Annotated in this window: 19 protein-coding genes; 7 read left to right on the top strand and 12 right to left on the bottom strand. The window is 58.0% G+C overall.

The window, feature by feature from the left end; genetic code table 11:
- The first annotated feature begins 185 nt into the window (after positions 1-185).
- The 5 genes from G486_RS0112055 to G486_RS0112035 are packed head-to-tail and all read left to right on the top strand — an operon-like array spanning position 186 to position 6,827.
- Positions 186-1,340: a flagellar basal body P-ring protein FlgI gene (locus tag G486_RS0112055; protein ID WP_027015765.1), complete on the top strand. Its 1,155-nt coding sequence runs from the start codon at positions 186-188 to the stop codon at positions 1,338-1,340.
- Positions 1,337-2,293, top strand: coding sequence for a flagellar assembly peptidoglycan hydrolase FlgJ (gene flgJ / locus G486_RS22200; protein WP_051303465.1), 957 nt, complete (start codon positions 1,337-1,339; stop codon positions 2,291-2,293). Before G486_RS0112055 ends, flgJ begins: the two co-directional genes overlap by 4 nt.
- 35 nt (positions 2,294-2,328) lie before the next feature.
- Entirely contained in the window at positions 2,329-4,293 is a 1,965-nt protein-coding gene (flgK, locus tag G486_RS0112045) for a flagellar hook-associated protein FlgK (RefSeq protein WP_027015764.1), read from the top strand.
- 23 nt (positions 4,294-4,316) lie between these two features.
- A complete protein-coding gene (gene flgL, locus G486_RS0112040; RefSeq protein WP_027015763.1) occupies positions 4,317-5,519 on the top strand; it encodes a flagellar hook-associated protein FlgL in 1,203 nt (400 codons plus the stop codon).
- Positions 5,520-5,540: 21 nt separating this feature from the next.
- On the top strand, positions 5,541-6,827 hold the full coding sequence (locus G486_RS0112035) for an HDOD domain-containing protein (protein WP_027015762.1): 1,287 nt from the start codon (positions 5,541-5,543) through the stop codon (positions 6,825-6,827).
- 447 nt (positions 6,828-7,274) lie between these two features.
- Here the strand turns inward: G486_RS0112035 and G486_RS0112030 are convergent, their stop codons facing one another.
- The 12 genes from G486_RS0112030 to G486_RS22190 all read right to left on the bottom strand — a co-directional run bounded on the left by G486_RS0112030 (position 7,275) and on the right by G486_RS22190 (position 21,262).
- Complete coding sequence (locus G486_RS0112030) at positions 7,275-7,574, bottom strand: flagellar protein FliT (protein ID WP_027015761.1); 300 nt, start codon at positions 7,572-7,574, stop codon at positions 7,275-7,277.
- Between the two features lie 2 nt (positions 7,575-7,576).
- Positions 7,577-7,990, bottom strand: coding sequence for a flagellar export chaperone FliS (gene fliS / locus G486_RS0112025; RefSeq protein WP_027015760.1), 414 nt, complete (start codon positions 7,988-7,990; stop codon positions 7,577-7,579).
- 95 nt (positions 7,991-8,085) lie between these two features.
- Positions 8,086-9,498, bottom strand: coding sequence for a flagellar filament capping protein FliD (fliD, locus tag G486_RS0112020; RefSeq protein ID WP_034387473.1), 1,413 nt, complete (start codon positions 9,496-9,498; stop codon positions 8,086-8,088).
- A 130-nt stretch (positions 9,499-9,628) separates the two neighbouring features.
- Positions 9,629-10,498 carry a flagellin domain-containing protein gene (locus G486_RS0112015; RefSeq protein ID WP_027015758.1) on the bottom strand — a complete coding sequence of 290 codons (870 nt, stop codon included), beginning with the start codon at positions 10,496-10,498 and terminating at the stop codon, positions 9,629-9,631.
- Positions 10,499-10,744: 246 nt separating this feature from the next.
- The gene (locus tag G486_RS0112010) at positions 10,745-11,602 is read right to left on the bottom strand and encodes a flagellin domain-containing protein (RefSeq protein ID WP_027015757.1); all 858 of its coding nucleotides are present in this window, start codon (positions 11,600-11,602) and stop codon (positions 10,745-10,747) included.
- A 245-nt stretch (positions 11,603-11,847) separates the two neighbouring features.
- Entirely contained in the window at positions 11,848-14,637 is a 2,790-nt protein-coding gene (locus G486_RS22195; protein WP_084455236.1) for an O-linked N-acetylglucosamine transferase family protein, read from the bottom strand.
- Positions 14,638-14,698: 61 nt separating this feature from the next.
- Positions 14,699-15,475: a TylF/MycF/NovP-related O-methyltransferase gene (locus G486_RS0112000; protein WP_027015756.1), complete on the bottom strand. Its 777-nt coding sequence runs from the start codon at positions 15,473-15,475 to the stop codon at positions 14,699-14,701.
- 2 nt (positions 15,476-15,477) lie between these two features.
- Positions 15,478-16,764: an ATP-grasp domain-containing protein gene (locus G486_RS0111995; protein ID WP_034387507.1), complete on the bottom strand. Its 1,287-nt coding sequence runs from the start codon at positions 16,762-16,764 to the stop codon at positions 15,478-15,480.
- Positions 16,748-17,506 carry a hypothetical protein gene (locus tag G486_RS24015; protein ID WP_169728592.1) on the bottom strand — a complete coding sequence of 253 codons (759 nt, stop codon included), beginning with the start codon at positions 17,504-17,506 and terminating at the stop codon, positions 16,748-16,750. Before G486_RS24015 ends, G486_RS0111995 begins: the two co-directional genes overlap by 17 nt.
- A gap of 203 nt (positions 17,507-17,709) precedes the next feature.
- Positions 17,710-18,381: a WbqC family protein gene (locus tag G486_RS0111990; protein ID WP_245587303.1), complete on the bottom strand. Its 672-nt coding sequence runs from the start codon at positions 18,379-18,381 to the stop codon at positions 17,710-17,712.
- A gap of 14 nt (positions 18,382-18,395) precedes the next feature.
- Positions 18,396-19,526 carry a DegT/DnrJ/EryC1/StrS family aminotransferase gene (locus G486_RS0111985; protein ID WP_027015753.1) on the bottom strand — a complete coding sequence of 377 codons (1,131 nt, stop codon included), beginning with the start codon at positions 19,524-19,526 and terminating at the stop codon, positions 18,396-18,398.
- Positions 19,527-19,603: 77 nt separating this feature from the next.
- Positions 19,604-21,262, bottom strand: a complete 1,659-nt coding sequence (locus tag G486_RS22190) for an O-linked N-acetylglucosamine transferase, SPINDLY family protein (protein ID WP_034387471.1) — start codon at positions 21,260-21,262, stop codon at positions 19,604-19,606.
- A gap of 623 nt (positions 21,263-21,885) precedes the next feature.
- On the opposite strand from G486_RS22190, the gene motA reads away from it, so the two are divergent.
- Complete coding sequence (motA, locus tag G486_RS0111975; RefSeq protein ID WP_027015752.1) at positions 21,886-22,746, top strand: flagellar motor stator protein MotA; 861 nt, start codon at positions 21,886-21,888, stop codon at positions 22,744-22,746.
- 11 nt (positions 22,747-22,757) lie between these two features.
- On the top strand, positions 22,758-23,741 hold the full coding sequence (gene motB, locus G486_RS0111970) for a flagellar motor protein MotB (protein WP_027015751.1): 984 nt from the start codon (positions 22,758-22,760) through the stop codon (positions 23,739-23,741).
- Positions 23,742-23,756: the final 15 nt, after the last annotated feature.

Here is a 23,756-nt window from a genome sequence, read left to right as displayed (position 1 = left end):
GCTTTTCCAGACCGCTCCGGGACCTGCCCAGGCCTTGCCCGGACTGCATCACGGCCGTCGCGCAAGCCGCCTGCAGCGCGCAAAAAACGGCTCAAATACCGCATCCGCCGTGTGCGGGCAATTGACCGGTGGTACAGGTTCTTTTTGGGGCTTACCCGATTTGGGTTCTCCAGAGAATGACCGATATGACAGTCCCTTTTCTGCCCCCATCCTCACAGCGACGCCACCGGTTCGGTGCGCTGTACTGGGTCGTGGCCCTGCTCGCCGCCGCGCTGGCCCCCTGTGCACAGGCCATGCGCATCAAGGAGGTGGCCTCCATTCAAGGGGTTCGCAGCAACCAGCTCACGGGCTATGGACTGGTCGTCGGCCTGGACGGCACGGGCGACCAGACCACGCAAATGCCCTACACCAAGCAGGCGCTCGCAAATTACCTGGAGCAAATGGGCATGACCCTGCCGGCCACCGGCAATGCAGCCCAGCTGCAGCTCAAGAACGTGGCGGCCGTCATCGTCACGGCCGAGCTGCCGGCCTTTGCCCAGCCCGGCCAGGCCATCGACGTCAGCGTCTCCTCCATGGGCAATGCCAAATCCCTCAAGGGAGGAACCCTGGTGGTGACGCCGCTGCGCGGGGCCGATGGCGAAATCTACGCCCTGGCCCAGGGCAATGTGGTGGTCGGCGGCGCAGGCGCTGCAGCAGGCGGCTCCAAGGTGCAGATCAACCACCTGAGCGCTGGCCGCATTCCCCAGGGAGCCCAGGTGGAGCGTTCCGTTCCATCGCCCCTGCACGAAGGCAGCAGCATCACCCTGGGACTCAACGCCAGCGATTTCCAGACTGCGGACAAGGTGGTCAAAGCCATCAACCAGAGCTTTGGCCTGGGCACGGCCCAGGCCCAGGATGCCCGCACGGTCTATGTCAATGCCCCGCAGGAACCTGGCGCACGCGTGCGCATGATTGCCGAAATCGAGGAGCTCTCCATCGAGGCCTCGCGCCCCTCGGCCAAGGTCGTCATCAATGCCCGCACAGGCTCCATCGTCCTGAACCAGGCCGTGACCCTCGGCCCTTGCGCCATTGCCCATGGCAATCTGGCCATCACCATCAGCTCCACACCCGTGATCAGCCAGCCCGGGCCGTTCTCCCAGGGGCAGACCGTGGTGGCGGAGAAGGCCAACATCCAGATCAAGCAGGAGCCCGGCAATGTGATCAGCATGCCCAGCTCGCCCCAGCTCACGGATGTGGTGCGCGCGCTCAACACGCTGGGCGCAACCCCTCAGGATCTGCTGGCCATCTTGCAGGCCATCAAGGCCGCAGGCGCGCTGAACGCCGAACTGGAGGTGATATGAGCATGAGTCTGCCCACGGGCTCACAATTGACCAGCAGCAATGCACTGGCCGCCGATGCACGCTCGCTCAATGCACTCAAGGCCGCTGCGGGCAGCAACAGCCCCGATGCAACCCGCGAGACCGCAAGACAGCTGGAGTCGCTGTTCATGCGCGAAATGATCAAAAGCATGCGCGACGCGACGCTCAAGTCCGGCCTGCACGACAGTGCCCAGGAAAATCTGGGCACCGATCTGCTCGACCAGCAACTCTCGGTGCTCATGTCGGGCCAGAGCGGCGGCCTGACCGATGCGATCGCACGTCAACTGGCACGCAGCATGGGCGTCGAAGCCTCCGAACAGACCGAGCTCACGCCCTCTTCCACGCTCGGACTGAGCCGCAACACCTGGCGCCACAGCAGCCTGACGGTCTCTCGTCCACAAGCGGCGCTGGATGCCTATGTGAATGCGCCCAGGGGACGCGACGGCTTTGTCGCCCACCATGCGCCCGCCGCCCAGCGGGTGGCTCAGGCAAGCGGCATTCCCGCCGCCTTCATGCTGGGGCAGGCCGGCCACGAAACCGGCTGGGGCAAGAGCCAGATCCGCATGGCAGACGGCGGCAACTCCTTCAACCTGTTCGGTATCAAGGCAGACAAAAGCTGGGATGGCAAGGTCGCCGAGATCACCACCACCGAATACATAGGCGGCACGCCACGCAAGATCACGGCCAGATTCCGCGCCTACGACTCCTACGAGGAATCGTTTCGCGACTATGCGCGCCTGATCACCAGCAGCCCACGCTACGAAAAAGCCATGAGTGCTACCGGATCGGCCCTGGCCTATGCGAGCGAACTGCAAAAAGCCGGCTATGCCACAGACCCCAGATACGCAAGCAAGCTTGGCCGAGCCATAGAAAGCGCCATGCAGAGCGCATCCGCCCAGAACGCAATTCAGACACTTCCTTCAAACGCCGCCTGAGCCTCTGCTCGGCCTCAACAAGAAGAGACATGACTATGAGCCTTTTGAACGTAGGTCTCCGCGCCGTGATGACGAATCAGATTGCCCTGCAGACCACGGGGCACAACATTGCCAATGTCAACACGCCAGGCTATTCGCGTCAAAACGTGGTTCAGCAGACTTCGCCTGGCCAGAACCTGGGATCGGGCTACATCGGCAATGGCGTCGATGTGGCCACCATCATGCGCAACTACAGCGACCTGCTGTCACGGCAGTCCACGACGGCCGGCTCCGTGAGCGCTGGCGATGTCGTGCGTGCCCAGTCCCTCGCGCAGATGCAGGAAATCTTTGCCGGTGGCAGCGCAGGCCTGGGTGCAGCCATCAACAGCATGATGAACGCCTTTGGCGACGTCGCCACGTCTCCTGCAGACCCGTCGGCACGCCAGGTCGTGCTGACGCGCATGGGCGAAGTCGCAGCGCGCTTTCGCTCGGCCGCCGCCCAGCTTGACGAACTGGACTACAACACGCGCCAGCAGATCAGCAACAACGTGACCCAGGTGAACAGCCTGGCCGGCCAGATCGCGGCGCTGAACATGCAGATCAGCCGTTCCATGGCCACGGGTCACGCGCCCAACGACTTGCTGGACAAGCGCGATCAAATGATCCGCGACATCAACAAATATGTGCAGACCACCCAGGTCATGGCCAGCGACGGCACGCTGAGTCTTTTCGTGGGCGGCAGCCAGCCCCTGGTCATGGGAGGAAATGCCGCCCAACTGAGCCTGCAGGACTCCAGCCAGCACCCTGGCAGCGGCCGCCTGGCCCTGCACTTCAACCAACCGGGCGGGCACAGCACGGAACTCACGCCCTCGATGCTGGGCGGCGGTGAGATTTCCGGCCTGCTGCAGTTTCAGAACAACGACCTGACCGAAGGACGCAACCTCCTGGGCCGCATGGCCCTGGCGATTGGCGATGCCCTCAATCAACAGAACCGCCTGGGCCTGACGCCCTCGGGCCAGAATGGCAGTGACCTGTTCAAGTTGAACAAGACCACCCAGGGCTCGGCCACGGGCCCTCAATGGGCGGCCCCCAACACGCCTCAGGCGACGGTGGAGGACTCGAGCGCGCTCAAGCCTTCGGATTACCAGATCATCTTCGGCAGCGATGCCCCCAAGGGCAGGGTTGTGCGACTGTCGGACGGCCAGATCACCGAATTCAACGATATGGCCGATCTCAACAGCAAGCGCATAGACGGGCTGCGCTTCGACATCGCGGCCGAAGGCGGCCCGGGCCAGAGCATCTTGTTTCGACCGCTGGCCCAGGTGGCTCACGGCATACAGGCGGCAGCGCATTCGGCCAATGATCTTGCGGCAGCCAATCCGGTTGCGGCAAGCATAGAGTCGCTGGGTGACCCCAGCCTGCGCCTGGTCGGCCTCAAGGTCGGCGCCGGCTTCGATGCCGCGAGCTTTTCCGGCCTTACGCTGTCATTCAGCAAGAACCCCACGACCCAGCAGATCGAGTACAGCATCAGCCCGCCGCCAGCCGGCGTCGCCGCCAGCGGCGTGTATTACACAGGCCAGCCCATCAGCCTGGCTCCGGGTCTGCAAATAACCCTCAGCGGCACACCCAGCCTTTCCGGGAGCGACAGCGACAAGATCCAGCTGGGTCTGGCAACGGATGCCCAGTACGGTCAGGCCTACCAGCGTGATGCAGGCAACGCCAGCGCCTTTCTGGACCTGCGCGATGCCAAGCTCTTCGATGGCTCGACCTCGCTGACCGATGGCTTTTCCACGGCCATGGCCCAGGTGGGAACGCGTACGCAAAGCGCCAAGTACGCGGCATCGCTATCGGAGACTGTGGCCAGAAACCTTGAATCCGACCGCTCTGCGGTCTCTGGTGTCAACCTTGACGAAGAAGCGGCCAAGCTGCTGCAGTACCAGCAGTCCTACCAGGCCTCGGCCAAGATGCTTCAGGTTGCACAAAGCATTTTCGACAGCGTGTTGCAGGCCGTTGGCCGCTGACAGAACAAAGCACAGGAGGTCCCATGAGCATTGCCCGCGTAAGCACCGCCAACATGTATGACAACACCATCAACAACCTGGGAGCAAGACAGAGCAACCTGGTCGACCTGATGGAAAAGACCTCGTCCGGCAAGCGCGTGGTACGCCCCAGCGACGACCCCGTGGCAGCGGCCCAGGCCGAGCGCGCGCGCACGCGCATGGAGCGCTCGGAAAACGACCAGCGTGTACTCGGCGCCCAGCGCGATCTCATGGCCCGCGGCGAATCGGTGCTGGGCACGGCTCAGGAGGCGCTGACCTCTTTTCGCGACCTCATCCTCAAGGCCGGCAACGGCTCTTACGACCAGAAGGCTCGCGATGCCCTGGTGCAAGAGATGAGCAGTCTGCGCGACCAGATCCTGTCCCTGGCCAATAGCCGAGATCTCAACGGCCTGCCGATTTTCAGAGGTCTGGGTAGTCAGGAGACCCCGTTCCTGAGTGGCAACGCAGGAGCCGGTTCGCAGTTGCAGAGCGGCCAGCCTGCGGGCAACGACAGTGGACTGCCGATTGCCCTCGACGGCTACGCCACCTGGCTCAACGTGCCCACGGGCAATGGCGTCTTCATGGTCACACGCCTGGGCTCAGGCTCCAGCACGGCAGCGGCCGGGCTGGGTGCTGTCATCGATCCCGGGCAGATCACCGGCGACAGCTACCAGATTCTTTTCTCCAAGGACCCCGTGACCCAGGCGGCGAGCTACTCCATACAGTCCAATGGCAGCACCGTCGTGCCGAGCACGCCTTTCACGCCAGGTCAAAGCATTTCGGTAGGCGGCATGGCCGTGCAGTTCTCGGGCGAGCCGGCCAACGGCGACAGTTTTGAGCTTGCCCCCAGCACACGCACTGATTTATTCAGCGTGCTGGACAAAGTCATCTCGGCGGTGAGAAATGGAGCACAGGCTCCGGGCGAGCTCAGGCAGGCGCTCGATCACGGGCTCAACGAGCTCGATGCCGGCAGCAACCGAGTCGCGGCCATGCGCAGCTTTGCCGGCGACCAGCTCAACCGGGCCGACCGCCTGGACAGCGAGCTCAAAAGCCAGGCTTTGCTCCAGGAAGAAAGCCGCTCGCGCTCCGAGGACCTCGATATGATCAAGGCCTTGTCCGAGGTTGATATGCAAAAGGTGGGCATGCAGGCTGCGCTGCAATCATATGCCCAGATCCAGAAGCTCTCCCTGTTCAATTTCATCGGCTGATAGCTGTTTGATGGCGCACCCATGGTTCAGTCCGTTCTGAGCAATCTGACTCTCGGCTACCAGCCGCTTTGGAACCGTTCCAGGCGCCTTGCCGGCCTGCAGCTGTATCTTCACGAAGACCCGGGCATACAGGCCGACTGGACCCACTTTCTGCGCCTGCTCCAGGAAACCTGGAGCCATCATTCACCGCCACTGCTGCTGTCGCCTCAGTCACGGCAGATTCTGTGCAGCCTGCTGGAGCACGCTCCAAAAGGCAGCCCCTGGATTGCAGTTCGAGGCGAATGGCTGCAGGACTCCGGCATTTACGCCCTGGCGCAGCAAGCCCATGCACGAGGGCTGATGCTGGTCTGGAGCGGCCTGCTGACCAACGTTCCGCTCCCTCCGGCAACCCTCTGGTTCTCCAGCAGCCTGCTTGAGCTGCCTCCTGAAGGAGCTGACGGCGAGGCAAACCTGAGCCAGCAAAAGCAGCGACAGGCGGCCCAGGACGCATTGTTTCCAGGCAAGACCCCAGTACAGCCCATCATGGCGGACCCCAGCGCCCCCCGGCTGCTCGAAGGACAGATGTACACAGGCCTGGAAAGCCTGGCCCTGGCCCATTTGTGCCTTGACAGATACCGGGCCGGCGCCATTGCGGGCTGGCCTGTCGCAGATGCACTGTCTGCCGAGCGCTCCCTGCCGGCACCGCCGAGCCGGGAAATCGTTCTGGCGCTGATACAGGCCATCGATGCCGAGCAATCGCTGGAAATGTTCGAGCAGATCCTCGATCAGGACCCTGTGCTCGCCTACCGCTTTCTGCTCTACACCAACTCCGCAGCACTGGGTCTGCGAGGCAGCGTGGATTCGCTGCGTCGAGGCCTGGTGATGCTGGGCTACGGCACGCTGCGGCGCTGGCTGACCGACCTGCTGCCTCATAGCAGTACAGCTCCTGACCTGAGGCCTGTGCGCACGACCATGCAACTGCGTGCCATGCTGGCGGACAGGCTGATCCAGGCAGGCGTCAGCCATGAGCTGCAGCGCGAAGTCTATTTGTGCGGTCTGTTCTCTCAATTGGATTTGCTGCTGGGAACCCCTTTGGCCATGGCCTTGCGTCGCCTGCCCCTGTCGGAGCGCATTCTGGACGCCATCCTCGCCCATAGCGGTCCCTATGCCCCCCCCTTGCTCATGGCCATGGCCCTGGAATCCAACGACCCGGCTCCGATACGCCAGCTGCGCGAAGAGCACGGCCTTGAAGGCGAAGAAGTCAACCGCCTGTTGCTGCGCATGTTGAGCGAGCAGCAAGTGAAGGCCTCGCATGAGGCCAGCGCTTGATTCGACCAGGCTCCGGCCTCTGCGACCGATACCTCAACCGCCAAGGCGGTCAATGCCAATCAGCTTGCACAACTCCAATAGCCATGCGCTGCGGGCAGAGCAGATGATGGACTGCAGCCTTGCCCATCATGGGCGCACGTTTGCCATGGGCCCTGACGTGGAAGCCGTGCGGTTTTTATGCAGCTGTCCATGCGGCCCCTTCAGCACACCACGCTGACCGAGCACCATGGCTTGGCACCTGAGCCTGGGCTGTGCTTGTAGCGCAGGATTTCCCGGCTGTCGGGACTCCAGCTTCGCGTACTTGATCTGTTGGAAAACACGTTCTGAGAGCGACTAACACAACCCTGCAAACCGCAGGTTTGCATTGAAGACGAGGCGCGAAGCCGCAGGCAGTACCAAAGTACGACAAGGCAGGCAACGACGCATCAAGGCTTGTGTTAGCGGCTCTTAATGCATTACATGAGGCTGGCCATCGAACATGTGCTCGAACTGCGCCATCCAGGGCTCGGCCAGTGTGCGGATCTGTGCGTCATTGCGCAGGATGCGCTGCATGATGAGGGCCTTTTGCTTGCGCAGCTCCGGTGCCAGCTCCTCTTGCTGGGCCCTGAAGCGCAGTTGCTCGATGAGCAAGGCACAAGTGCCCTCGTAGCGAGCCACACCTTCCCAGTCCTTGCTCTGCGCGGCCTTGAGCATCTTGCTGCTGCTGTCTTCTATGGCCAGATAGAAATCAATCAACGTCAACTCCATATTCATGCCCCTGTGACCGCAGACACGTTGGCAATTTCACGCCATCCGCTTGCCACAGGCTCCACAGCATCCTGGGCAGCCTGCAGAAGGGCAACATCGTTGCGCAGATTGGCCAAGGTGAGCTGGGTGATGCTGTAGTCGTAGATTGCAATCAAGTTCTGAGCAAGCTCGCCGCCTTGCTGCACGTCCACTGCGGCCTTGAGGCCTTCCTCCAGAATCCGCACGGCCTTGCCTATATGCAGGCCTTTCTCGACGACTTCCTCGCGCAGCATGGCCCCTTTGGCTGCATTCAGTGCACTGTTCAAAGAGTCGAAAAGCAGCACGATCAACTGATGCGGGGAAGCCCCTTCCACGACGGAATGGACTCCGACCTGGGTATAGGCATTGGCAGCACGACGATTGAGCGATGTGTACATATTCATGTCCTGTATGCCTTGCTTTTCGGCTGCTGCCTATGGAAATTTAGAGGTTTCGGCTGCTTGAGGATACGCACATCGCGAGCGAGCAGCCCTCACCCTTTGTTCCACTGCGCCACCTGCTGGCTCATGTATGCACTGAGCTTTGAAAGATTGGCCATCTTCGAGTCCAGGCTTGCATATTGGGTCCGCAGACGCTTTTCGAGTGCGACCGCCTGTTCGTTGACCTTTTCCTGGGCCTTGCCATTGCTTTTCTTGAGCTCTTGCAGGCCTTTGTTCTTGAGGTCGATGGTGCCGTCGAACTCCAGCAGTTGCCGGGTGAATTCCTGCATTCGTACAGCCAGTCCCTGTGTTGTCGACTGGCCCTCTACCCCTGCCGCACCAAATAGCTGGCCCAAGGCTTCGGTATTTTTCAGCGCTGCCTCGAACTTGGCCTTGTCGCTCGCCGAGCTACCAAAGCTGAGCTTGCCACCTTTTTCTATCTGCAAGCCCATGTCCGAGAGCCGGCCCAGCGTCGCCCCATCCACGGTTCCGGCCAGAACCGAGCGCAAGCCGTTGGTCATACCCACCGTGGTCGAGTCCCCCTGCAATACGCCGCCCTTTTTGGACTCCGCGTCGTATTTCGTCGAATTCACCATCAAGTCATTGAGGGCGTTGTAGGCGTCCACAAAAGTCTGCAGCTTTTTCTTCAAGGCTTCCGTGTCCGAGCTCACGCTCACGGTAACCGGAGCGCTCGTGATCTGATTGAGCGTCAGGCTCAGCCCAGGCAAGGTTTGCTTGAGCTCATTCGTCGTCGACTCGACGTCAATGCCATTGACAACAGCCTTGGCATTTTGTGCCATCTGAACGGTCGCGCCGCTCGCCGGCGTCCCGTTGAAGGCCAACTGGGACAGGCCAGGGTCGCCACTTGTGGAGACGCTAAAGCCTGCGTCCGCACCCGTCTCGCGCGAACGCAGCACCAGGCGCTCGCCCTGGGCATCCTTGAGCACCGAAGCGACCACACCTGAATTCTGGCCATTGATGCTGGAAACGACGTCTTCCAGCGTGGCAGCTTGTGCAATATTGATGGTCACACTGGTACCACTGCCTGTGAACTGGCTCGCATTCTCGCTCCAGCGTCCCATTGAAATGGTCAGGCTGCCGCCGGCATCGAAGCGCGTGCCTGCATCCATGACGCCGGAAGCCACGGTCTGAGCTCTGGCCAGCTGGCTCACCGTCACTTCTGCTGCACCGGACAGCGCGCCGGTGCCGGTCACGGTTGCTGCAACGGCAGTGCCCGATGAAGCGACACTGCTGACACGCCAGGCATCTGGAGCAGCCAAGGCCTTGGCCGCATCCGATAGCTGAGACATCAATGACTTGAGCTGTCCAAATGTAGATATTTTGGAATCAAGCACGGTGGCTTTTTGCTGCAACGGCTGGAGCGACTGCTTTTGCACCGCCACCAATTGCGTGATCATGCTCTCAACATTCAGGCCACTGCCTATGCCTGCTGCGGTCAATGCCATAGCCAATCCTTTCTAGTCCAAGCTGCACCATGCCCGGCCTCGCATCGCTTTCAGCTCAGCAACGCAAGACCCCCTCCAAAGGCATCCCTCCAGCCTTTTATCGGCAGCACTGTCTTCAACTGAAGAGGGTTTACTGAATCAGCTTGAGCACGGTTTGCGGCTGCTGGTTGGCCTGAGCCACCATGGCTGTGCCGGCTTGCTGCAGTATCTGTGTACGGCTGAGGTTTGCGGTTTCTGCGGCAAAGTCCGCATCCATGATGCGCGAGCGTGCAGCCGTGGTGTTTTCGGCCGCCACCTGCAGATTGGAGATCACGGCTTCAAACCGGTTCTGCGCAGCTCCGAACGTGGCCCGTGTGTTGTTGACCAGGTCCAGCGCTGCATCGATGGCCTCCATGGAAATGCGTGCATCTGCGGCAGAGCTTCCGGCACCCAGCAAACTGCCCAGCCCGCCGTTGAGAGAGGGGGGTGTACCTGCAGTGTTCAGATCCAGCGCGGAGGCTGCACTCAGATCGACGGCGGAAATGGTGATCTGGTTGTCAGGCCCGGTATTCGCCCCGACCTGGAACACCGTCGGCTCGGTACTGTTGAGCAGTTGACGCCCGTTGAAGCTCGTCCCCCCAACGACACGCGCGATCTCCTGGGCCAACTGCTGGAACTCCTTGTTCAGCGAGCTGCGGTCCGTAGAGCCGTTGGTATCGTTCGCAGCCTGAACAGCCAGCTCGCGCATGCGCTGCAAGGTATCGCTGACTTTTCCAAGCGCACCTTCTGCAGTCTGGGCCATGGAAATGCCATCGTTGGCATTACGCATGGCCACGTTCATTCCGCGCACCTGGGCGTTCATGCGCTCGGCAATCGCAAGTCCTGCGGCATCGTCCTTGGCACTGTTCACGCGCAGGCCTGAAGACAGGCGCTGCATCGTCGTGCTCAATGACGCCTGTGACGTGCTGAGATTGCGCTGAGCGTTCAGCGAGACAAGATTGGTGTTGATGATGGATGCCATGGGCAGCTCCTTGTTAGGCATGAACAATGGCCAATCGTTTGGCGACCCAAGTCGCCAAACGCCAGACAGCACGCCAGCATCTCCAGCTTTGCCTATCTGATGCCAATGATTTTGCTCATATGCCCCAACGCCAAAGCGGAAATAAAAGCCGCGAATCGGCGCCATTTCCCACGCGCTATCCATCAAAAAGCCCCGGACCAGGGTCCGGGGCTCCAAAGTTCCAACTTCTCACCTCATCGCTCTTGCTCAGCGCAGCAGGGCCAGCACCCCTTGTGGCAGCTGGTTGGCCTGGGCCACCATGGCCGTACCAGCCTGCTGCAGGATCTGCGTGCGACTGAGGTTGGCCGTTTCTGCCGCGAAGTCTGCGTCCATGATGCGGCTGCGCGCGGCCGCTGTGTTTTCCGACGCAACCTGCAGGTTGGAGACCACTGCCTCGAAACGATTCTGCGTTGCTCCCAACATGGCCCGCTCAGTGTTGACCTTGTCCAGAGCCGCATCCAGGTTACCAATCACCGTACCCAGGGCCGAGGCATCCAAGGCTGCTGCCGTTGCATCGGCCGGGCCGATCGAGGCACCGGTGACCGCCGTGATCGTGGCATCCGTCGACAGATTGGAGGTTGTGACCGTAATCACGTCATTGGTCGTGGTATTGGCGCCCACCTGGAAAGTGATCGCCGTGGCATCGGCACCCAGAATTTTCTTGCCGTTGAAGTCGGCCCCCGAAACGACGCGGCTGATTTCCTTGCCCAGTTCAGCGAACTCCTTGTTCAGCGACACCTGGTCCTTGGCACCGTTGGTTCCATTGCGAGCCTGCACGGCCAGCTCACGCATACGCTGAAGGGCGTCGGTGACCTTGGACAACGCGCCTTCTGCGGTCTGCGCCATGGACACGCCATCGTTGGCATTGCGCACGGCGACATTCATTCCGCGCACCTGCGCATTCATGCGCTCGGCAATCGCCAGACCGGCGGCGTCATCCTTGGCACTGTTGACACGCAGGCCCGAGGACAGGCGTTGCATGGTGGTGCTCAGCGAAGACTGCGAAGTGCTCAGGTTGCGTTGAGCGTTGAGCGATTGCAGATTGGTGTTGATAGTCATGGCCATGGATGACAGCTCCTAGTGAAATCAAGACATCGCCGCCACATTCTCTTTATCCAGCAGAGCAAGCGGCGACCCCACTACCGACCTAGTACCGCTTGCGTTCAAAGGTGAAACGGTGCTTGGCGGGCCCAGGACTCTTGTCCTTGTGCTGAGTTGTTTTTCGGTGTCTGGATTTCAAACTTTAGAGGTGCTGTGATTTTTTCGTTGCCAGATCGCACACCTCGGAAACCGCCATCCCCGTCATGGCCTCAAAAAGTCACCCCGTCCGGGTTGGCACAAAGGTCGGCAGCCGGCAAACCTTCACACCAGCGCTCCCACGCCTGGCGCAGCCCTAGCACCAGCGACTGAGCCACGATGTCGGCCTGCGTGGGCTGCAAGGCCTCCAGTTGCGCCCGCAAGCCCTGGCGTATGGCCTGCAGCTGCGGCAGATGCTCACTCCAGTGCCTGGCTTTGAGCAACAACTGGGGCACATCTGCAGCAACAAACGCCTCAGCCAGCCCAACCCGCTGCAGGATTTCTGCCGACTGCGCACCAGCCAGCAGATCCCCCACCAAGGTCAATGTCGGCACTCCCATCCACAGGGCGTGATTGGTGACCACTCCGCCAGAGAACGGGAAAGTGTCCAGACAAAGGTCTATTTCATGATGGGCCTGCAGGTACTGATCGAAGTCCATATGCGGAGCAAAGCGCACACGTGCCTCGTCCACGCCCTCCTCGCTCAGCCATTCCCTCAAGTCCTTGGACGGGCCTGTGGCAGGACAGCAGCCCAGCACCAGCCGAGAAGCAGGCAGGGCCCGCAGCACCTGGCCCCAGACTGCAATCACCTGACGGTTGATCTTGATATGACGGTTGAACGAGCCAAAGGTCAGATGGCCATTGCACAGGCCCGGCAAAGGCATGACGGGATGCTGATGAAACCCGCCTTCAAACACATAGGCCATGGGAAGACGCATCACCTGCTCCGTGATCTGGGCCTTGAGCTGCGAAGTCTTCAGCATAGGGTTTCCGCACACCAGGTAATCCATGGTTTCCAGCCCGGTGCTCGCTGGATTCCCGATCCATGTCAGTTGCACAGGAGCCGGCTTGATGGCGAACAGGTCCAGCCTGTTCCCCTTGGTGTGGCCGCTGAGATCGATGAGTATGTCTATACCGTCTGCACGCACCAGGTCGGCCAGGGCGCAGACCTCCATGTCACGTATGCCGCGCCACAAGGCAAACATGCGCTGGAACGCCTTGCTCGTATCGTCATACACCTCGTTATTGCAATAAGCCACGCATACGAGATCTTTGCGCTGGGCCAGCTTGCACATGACCGGCAGGAAAAACGTGGCTACGGCATGCCCGCGCAAATCCCCTGAAACGAAACCCACGCGCAGGATCTTGGCCTTGTCCCGGCTATTGCCATGCTCCAGCCTGACCTGGCCTGCATAACGCTGCTTCATGAAGGCCCCGTAATCCCGGCAACTGCGCCCAACGCTCTGTGCCGTGGCGCCTGGAGCATGGAGCAGGGCAAACAAGCGGGCGCTATGGGCGGGCTCGTAGTCGGGATGTTTGAGCAATAAGTCCTGCAGTTGCTGCAGGCGGTGCTCCCCATGGCCCATCTTGTCCCAATAGCCTGCGCGCAGAAACATCAGATTGCGGTCATCAGGGAGACGCGAAAGTCCTCGGGTCAGGGCCTGATCCAGCCCGCCAAAATCCCCTCGCTCCAACAACACCATCGCATACACAAAATGGGCCCGGCCAAAGTCTGGCCTCTCCTGCAACAGGGCTTCGAGCCGTGTCATGGCCTGGTCCCATTTTTTTTGAGCAAACAACAGAAACCCCAACTCGCAGATCAATTCCTGCCGCTCTGGCGCCAGCACCAAGGCCCGACGCAAGCAGACTTCGGCCTCATGCATGCGGCCGCTGTGACTCAGCAAATGGTTCAGGCTCAGCAAGGCCTCCACATGTTCGGGCTGCTCATGCAAGGCCATGCGATAGGCCGTCTCGGCCTGCAGCAGCCAGCCCGACTTGCGCAGCAAATTGCCGCAGACCAGACACAGCTCGGAAGAGAGATGAGGCTCGCGCAGCAGCAACGCCAGAAACTGGGCACATTCATCCTGCCTGCCCGTTTCCTGCAAAGCAGCAGCCAGCCGCAACAGGGCCTTGACATTCGCAGGTTCCAGCAGCAAAGCATTGACGTAACAAGGAAAGCTGCCAGCAACCTGGCCTTGCGCCTTTCGCACATCACCCAGGTACATAAAGGCCTGGGCCCAATGGGGCCTCAGCGCCAGCGCATCCTGCATGGCTTGTTCAGCTTCAGTCCAAAGCTCGAGCTGCCAGCAAACCCCACCCAGATTGAAGTGTGCTTCAGCATCGCTGGGCAACAGCTTCGCAGCCTTTCTGGCGGCCTCCAAGGCAGTCTCCAGCAGACCTTGCGCGTTATCCGCTGCAGCCTTGAATTTCCAGAGCACACCGCTGTTCGGATGAATACACAGCAGTTGAGACGCCAGCAGGCTCAGTTGCCGATGCTCTTTCTCGAAAAAAAGTTGTTGCAGCAAGGCGATTTGTGCGTCGGGCACGCGACAGCCACACATATCCGCCCGGGCCGTGGCTTCGCCTGCAGCGCAAGTGGATTCGCCCAAGGGCCAAAGGGCAGCCTGTTGCTCCAGAAAGCTCGCCGCCTGAGCGCCCTGGACCAGGGCTACCTCTTTTTGCAATTGCTCCAGTGCTATTTCCTGCATGCCATGCGTGCGCGCGACCTCGATCAGCGAACAAGCCATGTCCGACAAGCCTTCACGCAGCAGCGTGTGGATATAGGTGCGCCAGAAAGAAAACTCTCTGGGTCTGGCACCTATCGCAGCTTCAAGATAAGGCAGCGCTTCAGCGCTGCGCAGCATGTATAAGCCCAGCAGCAAACCCATTCCATGCAAGGCTTCTGCATGCTCGGGCTCCAGCTCCAACGCGCGGGCATAGGCCTCGTGGGCAGACTCGAGCTGCCACTGCTCAAGCAGTTGCTGGGCCCGCTGAAACTCATCCAGACCACTTGTAAGACTCATGAGCATTCACCAATCGTGCGGGGGTTTCGAATGACGCTGCCTGTCGATATTCCGCACAGGCTCAATGCTTTTTTACAAAAATGGCATGGCCATTCAGGTTGTGAATGAAAACCGCATTTCTGAACGCCTGTGCAAGCTCCTGCACCAATTGGGAAACACCTTCACAGCCGAAGGTCCCGTAATCATCAAAAACCACCATGCCACTAGGAGACACTCTTGCCCATATCGCCCTGAATGCGTCCTTGGCAGAAGAATAGGTGTCCACATCAATATGTGCGAAGGAAATACATTCAGGAAGCCCGGACAGTGTTTCTTCAGGAAAAATTCCAGCATGGATATGGCATTTCAGATCCATCTTCTCGAATATCTGCATGACCTGATGTTCGCTGGCATCGGCATGCTCCCCCCCCACATACAGCGTGTCAAAGCGATGGTCTGCCTTGGCCACGCCATTAAAGGTATCAAACAAGTGAACCTCCTTGTGAGGGGCGGCGCTGGCCAGGACAGCTGCCGAGCCGCCACGCCATACCCCAACCTCCATAAACGCCCCAGGAACATCAACCATTTGCTTGGCAAAACAATAGAGCTCATAGCAACGATAAATGTCCACCATGGTATTTTCTTTGGCCATGCTGAACACATTCAGAAATAGCTCGTCAGCAAGCCACGGAGAATAGCTTGCGTAGGGTATGACTTGACTATGGGGATAGCCATTTTTCAAAAGACTGAATCTTGTTTCCCTGAGTCGATCAAGAATATCTCTGCGCTCGGATCTGAGAATCTCAATGAACTCTTCTGGATTTCCGGATTTTTTCAAATGCCAGTCAACACTTTCCATGATCACCTCATCAAGAATTCCAGAGCATCCAGATCAAAGGCCGGTACCTGGCAGTTTAGAAAGACATCGCTTCTCTCCGGGAAGTGATTGTCGACAAATATCGAAGATTCATGCACATATTGTGACTTATGGCTTTTATCATCAATGTGTATTATTTTTTCAAAGATCCCTTCATGAATTTTGGCTCTATGTAATTCAGCCAAGACATCTCCTTCATGCCTTGTAATTAAAATTATCTTTTTCCCTTTGGATATTTCTTGATAAACAAAGGCCATGGCGATGGGAACAGCGGACCCAGCAATCACCAGCGTATCGTCAAGATCCATAAACACTGTGTGATATTCATGGTCCAGCAGCGCCTTGGTCGAGATACGCCTGTCCACAGCCTTGATGCATGGCATGGGCATGGCTGAAACACTGCGCCCCAAGTAATCATGCAATGCCATCAATGGCAAGTTCACGCCCCTGGCTCTCTGGGCCACCATGGTTCCGCTCACCCGGCATGAAAACTCCAGCAACTTCCAGCAGCCGCCTGCATCCTGCTTGACCTGGAAAAACCATGGACCTCTCAGATTCACCTGCCGATTGATATCTGCAGCAATGCTTTCTATCTCCTCTTCCTGAGACAGAAATCTACTGTGCATGGAAATACCAGCCTTGACTCTTTCCCGGGTTCTTGCCGAGCACCACTTCAGTATCCCCTCTCGGTCGGTAAAGCAGTCCACGGTCAGTTCTTTCCCAGGCAAATTCTCCATCCAGACTGGATTTTCCACTGTGAGCTCACAAAGTCTTGCCTCTCGCAGGCTGTGAACGAGCTGAACATTTTGTCCACCCTGGCCTCGATCAGGCTTTATGATGGCGGGCCACTGGTCTATCTCTTCAAGGGTTGAAAAAAATCGAGGTGCCCATGCATGGGCTGAAAATTTTTTGTAGGTTGCGGACTTACTCCTCGCAATCGCCGTGGTTTGAGGATCACCATTAACCAGATAAAATCCCATGAATGGTGCCCTGACTGAAAGATGCTCAATCACGGAATCATGGGTTGCAAACACCAGATCTATTTCCCGCTCTGAAATTATTTTGCTGAATGCAGCATCGAAATTTTCAGCGTTTATATTCGGAACAGACCCAATATAGTTGTCAAAGACATAGCGGCCATGATCCTCAACGGAAGATGCTCCAAAGACCTCCGCATGGACAGAGTATCTCAAGGCATCAAATATCTCCATGGCATTCTCTGCGCCACATGGAAAAACAAGTATTTTCAATCTTTTATGGATTGATGACATGGGCAATTCTCTCCATATCTTCACTCGTATAACGCTGATCAAGAGGAATCGGCAGAAGATTCTTGGACAAGCCAGCTTCCACAGAAGTTTGCCCGACTCTGCACAGTACATCGCTCCAGTAAGTGGGAAGAAACACTCTTTCTTCCATTAACTTCTGGCGCAGCCTATCGTCTTCCATGAGAAATGGATAACATAGCGGCCCATTCGCAGAGACGGGTAGATCGAGTAGATTATTTGCCCCCAGCAGCCTATGTAGAGTCAAGTAATTTTCACTTCTTGCTGCACAAACTCTCTCATGATCAATGGAGGCCAGAATTTTATGCGTCATTTTTGACATGGACTTGATACCTACATCACTCAGAGCTGATTCTGAATTTTTGTATGCCTCATAGCCTGCCTCAGGTTCAGCGCAAAGTCGCAATAACAAGTGGCTCATGCTTTGCATCTCCAAGCCTGTCTCAAAACTCAACCTCTCCATTGTCATCTGAGTATATAGAAGCCCTCCATCAGGAACACCAAAGAACTTCCTGGGGGAATATATTGCGGCCTGACATTCAGGAGGTTTTTCAAACCATGCCTGGGCAAAATCCAAAATGACATGCTTAGGAGATATTTTTGATAACAACTGTCTCACATTCCCCATGCACAATCCGAAATAATTCACATAATAAAAAAAATCATTTTCACCAAGACAGACATCCTCTAAAACCTCGAAGCCCGATCCAATGGAATAGAATTCCATCCTCACTCCAGCCCGATGAATGGATTTCAAAAGAGAGCCGCATATGTAATGAGGTAACCACAACCGGCTAGGCTGCAACCTCTCCAGCAATGCGAGCAAGGCAGATCGCGCCGATTGATAGGCATAGAAATTCTGCTGAAAATAGTATCCAGCAGGAGCCATCTCCAACTCAAAGTAGCCACCAATGGCTCTCTTCCCCGGACTCATACCTTCAGCATCTCCACGACTTTCGAGGGGTGATTGAACATCAGCACATCTAGAATAGACAGCCCAGGGAAGAAATCACTCCCTGTTTGAGCGTAAACTTCATAAGGTTTTTCCAAAAAATTCAAAAGAATACCTGCATCCGAAAATACCTTAAAAGAGTAAAGACCCCTGCCACCGGGCAAGTTGATATATTGACAGGCTTTTTCTTGCCTACATATATCCAGAATTCTTGCCTCTCCCTTGAGATGCTGGTTTTTGTATTCACTCGCACTTAAACAAAAGATCTTTTCCAAAGACAGATAATTGGATACCTTGAGAACGCTTTTTTTTGCAATATTGGCTATATTTTCAGATTTCTCCTGAAAAACCTCCTCAACCAGAGCAATCACTTCACGGCAATAAGGCGCACGCCTATAAGCTTGTTTCAACTGGGAAAGAATTTTTATCTTCCAGCCATCTGCATCATGAATCTTTGTTTCATTTATCTTCACAAATGAACTGGCACGCATGACTGGCACGGTTATGTATTTTGCACGATCGTTCATCAAAATACGATTTCTATTGATCCATCCATTCTTGATGTAATTGACGTCATCAAGAAAGATAAATTTTTCAACAGAGCTCAATAACTGGAAATATCCTATATAAGGAAAAAAATAAGGCTGCATGATTGCAATCCTCATCAGGCAGCCTCATGAATCTTTTGAACCACATAGGAAACATGCTCGGCATTCAGACCAGGATGCATGGGCAGACATATTATTTTCTCTGCTGCAGCAGTGGCAGCCGGCAGCTGAGATCGGTCTGCTGTGGGCAGACCTCGATACATGGGAAAGTCGCTAATAAGCGGGTAGAAGTAGCGCCGTCCATAGATATGGCTTGCCCTGAGATGATCGTATAGCTGGTCACGGCTGATCGGATATTCGGTCTCAACCATGACTGGGAAGTAGGCATGATTTGATAATCCACCGACTGGGTAGGGAAGACAGGAAATGCCCCTGATAGCGCTCAGCTTCTGTCGGTAGAGAATATCTATTCTTCTGCGCTTCTCTATGACCTCATCAATGCGCTTGAGCTGCAAAAGTCCCATGGCAGCATTGATTTCACTCATCTTCCCGTTGATTCCTGACGCAACCACGGTTGTTTCATTGATGAAGCCAAAGTTCTTCAAGTGATCTATGCGCTGCTTGGTTTTTGCGTCAGGGCAAACAATTGCTCCACCTTCAAAGGTGTTGAAAACCTTGGTCGCATGGAAGCTCAAAACGGACAGGTCTCCATGGCGCAAGATGCTGCCCTGCTCATCCTTGACGCCAAATGCATGAGCGGCATCGTAGATAACGCGCAGGTTGTAGTTATCTGCTATTTTTTGTATTGCGTCGACATCACAAGGCCGGCCATAGCAGTGCACCGGCATGATTGCCGTGGTTCTCGGGGTAATTGCGGCCTCTATGCTTTGCGGATTCAGATTGAGCGAAGCCGGGTCCACGTCCACAAAAACAGGCGTGATGTCGTTCCACAGCAGGGAGTGTGCTGTGGCCACAAAGGAGTACGGGGTGGTGATCACCTCACCTACGATTCTCAAGGCCTTGAGCGCAAGCACCAGCCCCAGCGTTCCATTCGAGACCAGGGCCAGATGATTCACTCCGAGGTACTCGCACAGCGCCTGCTCAAGCTGCTGATGAAAGGTTCCGCCGTTGGTGAGAACCTTGCTGCTCCATATTTTTTCGAGATAGTCCACGAACTCGCCCAAGGGAGGCAGTTCCGGCTGAGTCACATGAATGGGCTCAGCCGCAGAGCAAGGCGCTGTTTCCATCTCGAGCATGGATGGGGGGAGATAGCCGCCCTCAAACACTTGGTGAAAAGCAAGAGGTTCAGACGTTAAAGCCCGTGTCATATGGAATCCTCCTCAAGGCCAGATTGCAGCGGCCCCAGACCTAGGTCCAGGCCCGCGTTCAAGCGGCTTTTTTTGCCATCCAGCCAGTTCAGCCACATGAGGCGATAGGCCTTCTCCACCTCTTTCACCCTCGCTGCATGGTCCATCCAGGGACTGGCCTGCATTTGCGCCCGGCAGTGCAGGCGCTGCAACTGCAGGCGTTCGGGGTCATTCATGAGCTCCAGGGCCGCCTGCACATAGGCATCCTCATTCTTGGCAACAATGCCGCCGGCCCCCAGGCTTTGCAGTGTTCTTGCGGTGCAGGCCTCGACGCCGCGCTCGGCATCGAGACAGACAATGGACAGGCCCATCCACAGCGCATGCAAGCTTGTGGTTCCGCCTGAAACTGGCGCAGTATCCAGAGCCACGTCAGCGATATGGCCGGTTTCCATGAATCGATTCAGAGACTGCTGGTGCAGCACCGAAACCCGGTCCAGCGGCATGCCCGCAGCCTGCACCCTGGGCTGCATGTGGGCCTGTGCGGCATCGCCGCTTTGCTCCTTGACCATGATGATGAGACGCGCATCCTGCCTCTCGTTCAAGACACGCGCCCAGAGCCTGAGCATGTCGTCCGTGATCTTGGCCGAGCTGTTGAGAGAGATCAGCGTGGGATAGCCGTTGTCAAGCATCGGGGGCTGCTCGCACAGCGGCGCATAATCGGGCGGTACATAGCTGGCGCTGCAGGACAGCTGAAACAATGACTCGGCGTAATACGCTGCATGGCTGGCAGGCGCAATGCTCTCGTCCACAAGCCGGTAATCCATGGCCTTCATGCCCAAAGTCGGCAGGTAGCCTATCCAGGTCACCTGCACCGGAGCCGCACGCCGCGCAAAAACCCCCAACCTGTTGCCTTGCGTATAGCCGGACAAGTCAACCAGTACGTCAATGCCATCGGAGCGGATCCGCTGCAGCAGCTCCTCCTCAGTCAAGTCGCCGACCTCGTGCCAGAAAGGCACCAGGCCTCGCATGCGCTCGGTGAAGTGGTCCGGTTGACCGCTGGAGTAAACATGGACCTCCACGTTTTGCGGATCGTGATGCTCCAGCACGGGCTGCATGAAAAACGCCACTGAGTGCTGGCGAAAATCCGCGGTGACATACCCAATCCTGAGACGCTTTCCCGGACTGCGGTCACGCACGACCAGGGGCTTGGCCTGCCGCGTAAGCGGATCGGCAAAGCGTCGCCCCCAGTCCCGTGCAACCGCCAGGGCCTTGACCGGGTCGCTGCTGATATGCGCATGGATATAGGCTCGCGTCATCCAGTGCGCGCTATCGCCCTTCTTGCTGCGCACGGCCTCGTCGATCAGCTCACAAGCACGCTGACGCTGACCGATGCAGAAGTAAGCCATGGCCAGAAGCCGCTGGGCATCCGGCATTCGGGGCTCGATCTGCAAGGCGGCCTGCAAGGCTTCCATGGCCTGGGGCCAGATGCTCATGCGCACATAGACAAACCCTATGTGCATCCAGACCTGGGCGTTGTGCGGATCCTGGGCAAGCAGTTGCGCCAGATCACCAAGAGCTTCCAGGAACTGCATGCGTTCGACCATCTGACGTATGCGAGCCAGCTCCCTGACCATATCCAGCCGCTTGGCAGCCGGTTCCGAAAGAACAAAAGACATTGGGACAGACCTCGGCAATGCCGCCTGGCCAGTTTGCACGGGCAGCCAGGCAGCCAAAGTGAATGCAGGTTGGACTGTGCGCCTCCAGCATTCAGGCGATCTCGGGGAAAGAGTGCCTTTGTGCAGGCTGAATCAAACATGCCTTCACCGCCCTTTTCAGCCCTTGCAAGGGCGCCGAATGTCGCGTCATCCAGTGGCTTTCGGCCTGCGCAGGCACTCGAAGCGCATCGCCGGCTTGCATTGCTTGCCAGCTCTCCTGGTATTGGCCGTGCAACGCGCCTTGCGCTCGGTCATCGGCAGCCGGTCGCCTGAAAGCCGGGTTGGGAGCGACGCTGAATCAGCCTGCGTGGTGCAGGATGGAGAGCAAGACTGGGAACGATGCACGCACGCACTTGTGCCGCGCTGCTTCAGGCGATTTTCAGCACGCCCAAGCGGCTCGCGCCTCATCAATTCCGGGCCTGCCAGGCCGCCGCCAGACGGCAGCTAAGAGCGTGCTCACGATCTCTACGCAGGCGCGCCGCAAGGAGATCGTGAACACGCTAAGACCCAATGCAAAAACTGGATTGTCTTTACAAGTCTCTTCTGGCCTTTATCCTCAAAAGGCTTCGCCAGAATCCATTCCCATGCTTGTCATCATTGGTTATGTCGTCGCCTTCGGCTGCATCTTCGGCATGTACGTGTTGCATGGCGGAAATGTCAGTGTCATCGTCAAGGCCCTGCCGTTCGAGATGGTCACCATCGGCGGAGGGGCCTTGGGGGCCTTTATCGTCTGCAATCCACCCAAGGTGCTCAAAGCCACGGTCAAGGCCATCCCCTCCGTGATGAAGAGCTCGCGCCACACCAAGGAGCGATTCATGGAGCTCATGGCCTTGCTTTACGAGCTCTTGCAGAAGGCTCGCAAGGAAGGCCTGATGTCCATAGAGGGCGATGTGGAAGCCCCAGCAGAATCCCCGATCTTCAGCAACTACCCCGAACTCATGGCCGACCCGCACGTGATCGAGTTCCTGACCGATTATTTGCGGATGATGGTCTCCGGCAACCTCAACTCGCATGAAATCGAAGCCTTGATGGACAGCGAGATCGAAGCTCACCATGCAGAGGCCCACGGACCGGTGAATGCGCTCAACCGGCTCGCAGGTGCACTCCCTGCCTTCGGCATCATTGCAGCCGTTCTGGGCGTGGTGAACACCATGGGCTCGGTCGGCCAGCCGCCATCGGTACTTGGCGGCATGATTGCCTCGGCCCTGGTCGGCACCTTCCTGGGCATCCTGCTGGCCTATGCGCTGGTTGAACCCATGGCCGGCCTGGTGGAGCAGCGCTCCCAGGATGCGGCCAAGGAACTGCAGTGCATCAAAGCCACGCTGCTCGCCAGCATGCAGGGCTACAACCCGGCAACGGCCATTGAATTCGGCCGCAAGGTTTTGTTCTCCACCGAGCGCCCAGGCTTTCTGGAGCTTGAAGCCCACGTCAAGAGCAAGAAGTAAGCCGTACCGCCATGGCCGAGAAAAAGCTCCAGCCCATCATCATCAAGCGCGTCAAGAGGCAAGCCCATGCGCATCATGGCGGCGCCTGGAAGATCGCCTATGCGGATTTCGTGACCGCGATGATGGCCTTCTTTCTGCTGATGTGGCTGCTGGGCTCGACCGCCAAGGGCGAGCTGCAGGGCATTGCCGCCTATTTTTCCTCACCGCTCAAGGTCGCCATGGCCGGAGGCGACGGCTCGGGAAACAGCTCCAGCATCATCCCCGGCGGAGGCAATGATTTGTCCAAGGTCCACGGCCAGGTGCGTCGCTCCGAGTCGGCCGAGAACTCGAACCGTCGCAACAGCCAGGATGCAGGCCGCACCGAACAGGCCATACAGGACGCCAGCCGCATCCACGCGCTCAAGAACAAGGTCGAAACCCTGATCAACAGCAACGCGCGCCTTCATGAATTTCGCTCGCAGATTCATACCGAGATGACCCCCGACGGCTTGCAGATCCAGATCGTGGACGACCAAAACCGTCCCATGTTCGACAGTGGAAGCGCCGAGCTCAAGCCCTATATGCGTGAAATCCTGCGCGAGGTCGGCAACGCTCTGGCGGGGGCAGAAAACCGCATCAGTCTCTCGGGCCACACCGATGCAGCGCCTTATGGAAATGCCGATCGTGGCTACAGCAACTGGGAGCTTTCGGCCGACAGGGCGAACGCGTCACGCCGCGAACTCGTGGCCGCAGGCATGCCTTTGAAGCAGTTGGCCCGTATCGTCGGGCTTGCCGACAGCGACTTGCTGCATCCTGCCGAGCCACGTGCCGCCCAGAATCGCCGCATCACGATTACGGTTCTGACCCTGGAGGCCGAAAAACGCCTGCTGGGCAAGCCTGAAGCAGCCCCCGATCCAAGCAGTACGCCCGCCGCGACCGACGACAAGTTTGTAACAGAGCTTGGGTTGCTCACCGAATCCACCGAAAACCTGGAAAACTCCCGCGCATCGCCTTAACAGCTTGCACTTGTT

The sequence above is a fragment of the Comamonas composti DSM 21721 genome (genome assembly GCF_000429845.1).
In the GTDB taxonomy this organism is placed as follows: Bacteria; Pseudomonadota; Gammaproteobacteria; order Burkholderiales; family Burkholderiaceae_C; genus Comamonas; species Comamonas composti.
The sequence above is the reverse complement of the archived record's forward strand: the minus strand, read 5'-3'. Positions and strand labels throughout refer to the sequence as shown.

Coding starts and splice junctions, on each gene's coding strand:
- motB (WP_027015751.1), top strand. CDS start 22,758: ATGGCCGAGAAAAAGCTCCAGCCCATCATCATCAAGCGCGTCAAGAGG.
- G486_RS0112000 (WP_027015756.1), bottom strand. CDS start 15,475: ATGGAAAGTGTTGACTGGCATTTGAAAAAATCCGGAAATCCAGAAGAG.
- fliD (WP_034387473.1), bottom strand. CDS start 9,498: ATGGCATTGACCGCAGCAGGCATAGGCAGTGGCCTGAATGTTGAGAGC.
- G486_RS0111985 (WP_027015753.1), bottom strand. CDS start 19,526: ATGGAAACAGCGCCTTGCTCTGCGGCTGAGCCCATTCATGTGACTCAG.
- G486_RS0112055 (WP_027015765.1), top strand. CDS start 186: ATGACAGTCCCTTTTCTGCCCCCATCCTCACAGCGACGCCACCGGTTC.
- G486_RS0111990 (WP_245587303.1), bottom strand. CDS start 18,381: ATGCAGCCTTATTTTTTTCCTTATATAGGATATTTCCAGTTATTGAGC.
- flgJ (WP_051303465.1), top strand. CDS start 1,337: ATGAGCATGAGTCTGCCCACGGGCTCACAATTGACCAGCAGCAATGCA.
- flgK (WP_027015764.1), top strand. CDS start 2,329: ATGAGCCTTTTGAACGTAGGTCTCCGCGCCGTGATGACGAATCAGATT.
- G486_RS0112035 (WP_027015762.1), top strand. CDS start 5,541: ATGGTTCAGTCCGTTCTGAGCAATCTGACTCTCGGCTACCAGCCGCTT.
- flgL (WP_027015763.1), top strand. CDS start 4,317: ATGAGCATTGCCCGCGTAAGCACCGCCAACATGTATGACAACACCATC.
- fliS (WP_027015760.1), bottom strand. CDS start 7,990: ATGTACACATCGCTCAATCGTCGTGCTGCCAATGCCTATACCCAGGTC.
- G486_RS22195 (WP_084455236.1), bottom strand. CDS start 14,637: ATGAGTCTTACAAGTGGTCTGGATGAGTTTCAGCGGGCCCAGCAACTG.
- G486_RS24015 (WP_169728592.1), bottom strand. CDS start 17,506: ATGGAATTCTATTCCATTGGATCGGGCTTCGAGGTTTTAGAGGATGTC.
- G486_RS0111995 (WP_034387507.1), bottom strand. CDS start 16,764: ATGTCATCAATCCATAAAAGATTGAAAATACTTGTTTTTCCATGTGGC.
- G486_RS0112030 (WP_027015761.1), bottom strand. CDS start 7,574: ATGGAGTTGACGTTGATTGATTTCTATCTGGCCATAGAAGACAGCAGC.
- motA (WP_027015752.1), top strand. CDS start 21,886: ATGCTTGTCATCATTGGTTATGTCGTCGCCTTCGGCTGCATCTTCGGC.
- G486_RS0112015 (WP_027015758.1), bottom strand. CDS start 10,498: ATGGCATCCATCATCAACACCAATCTTGTCTCGCTGAACGCTCAGCGC.
- G486_RS0112010 (WP_027015757.1), bottom strand. CDS start 11,602: ATGGCCATGACTATCAACACCAATCTGCAATCGCTCAACGCTCAACGC.
- G486_RS22190 (WP_034387471.1), bottom strand. CDS start 21,262: ATGTCTTTTGTTCTTTCGGAACCGGCTGCCAAGCGGCTGGATATGGTC.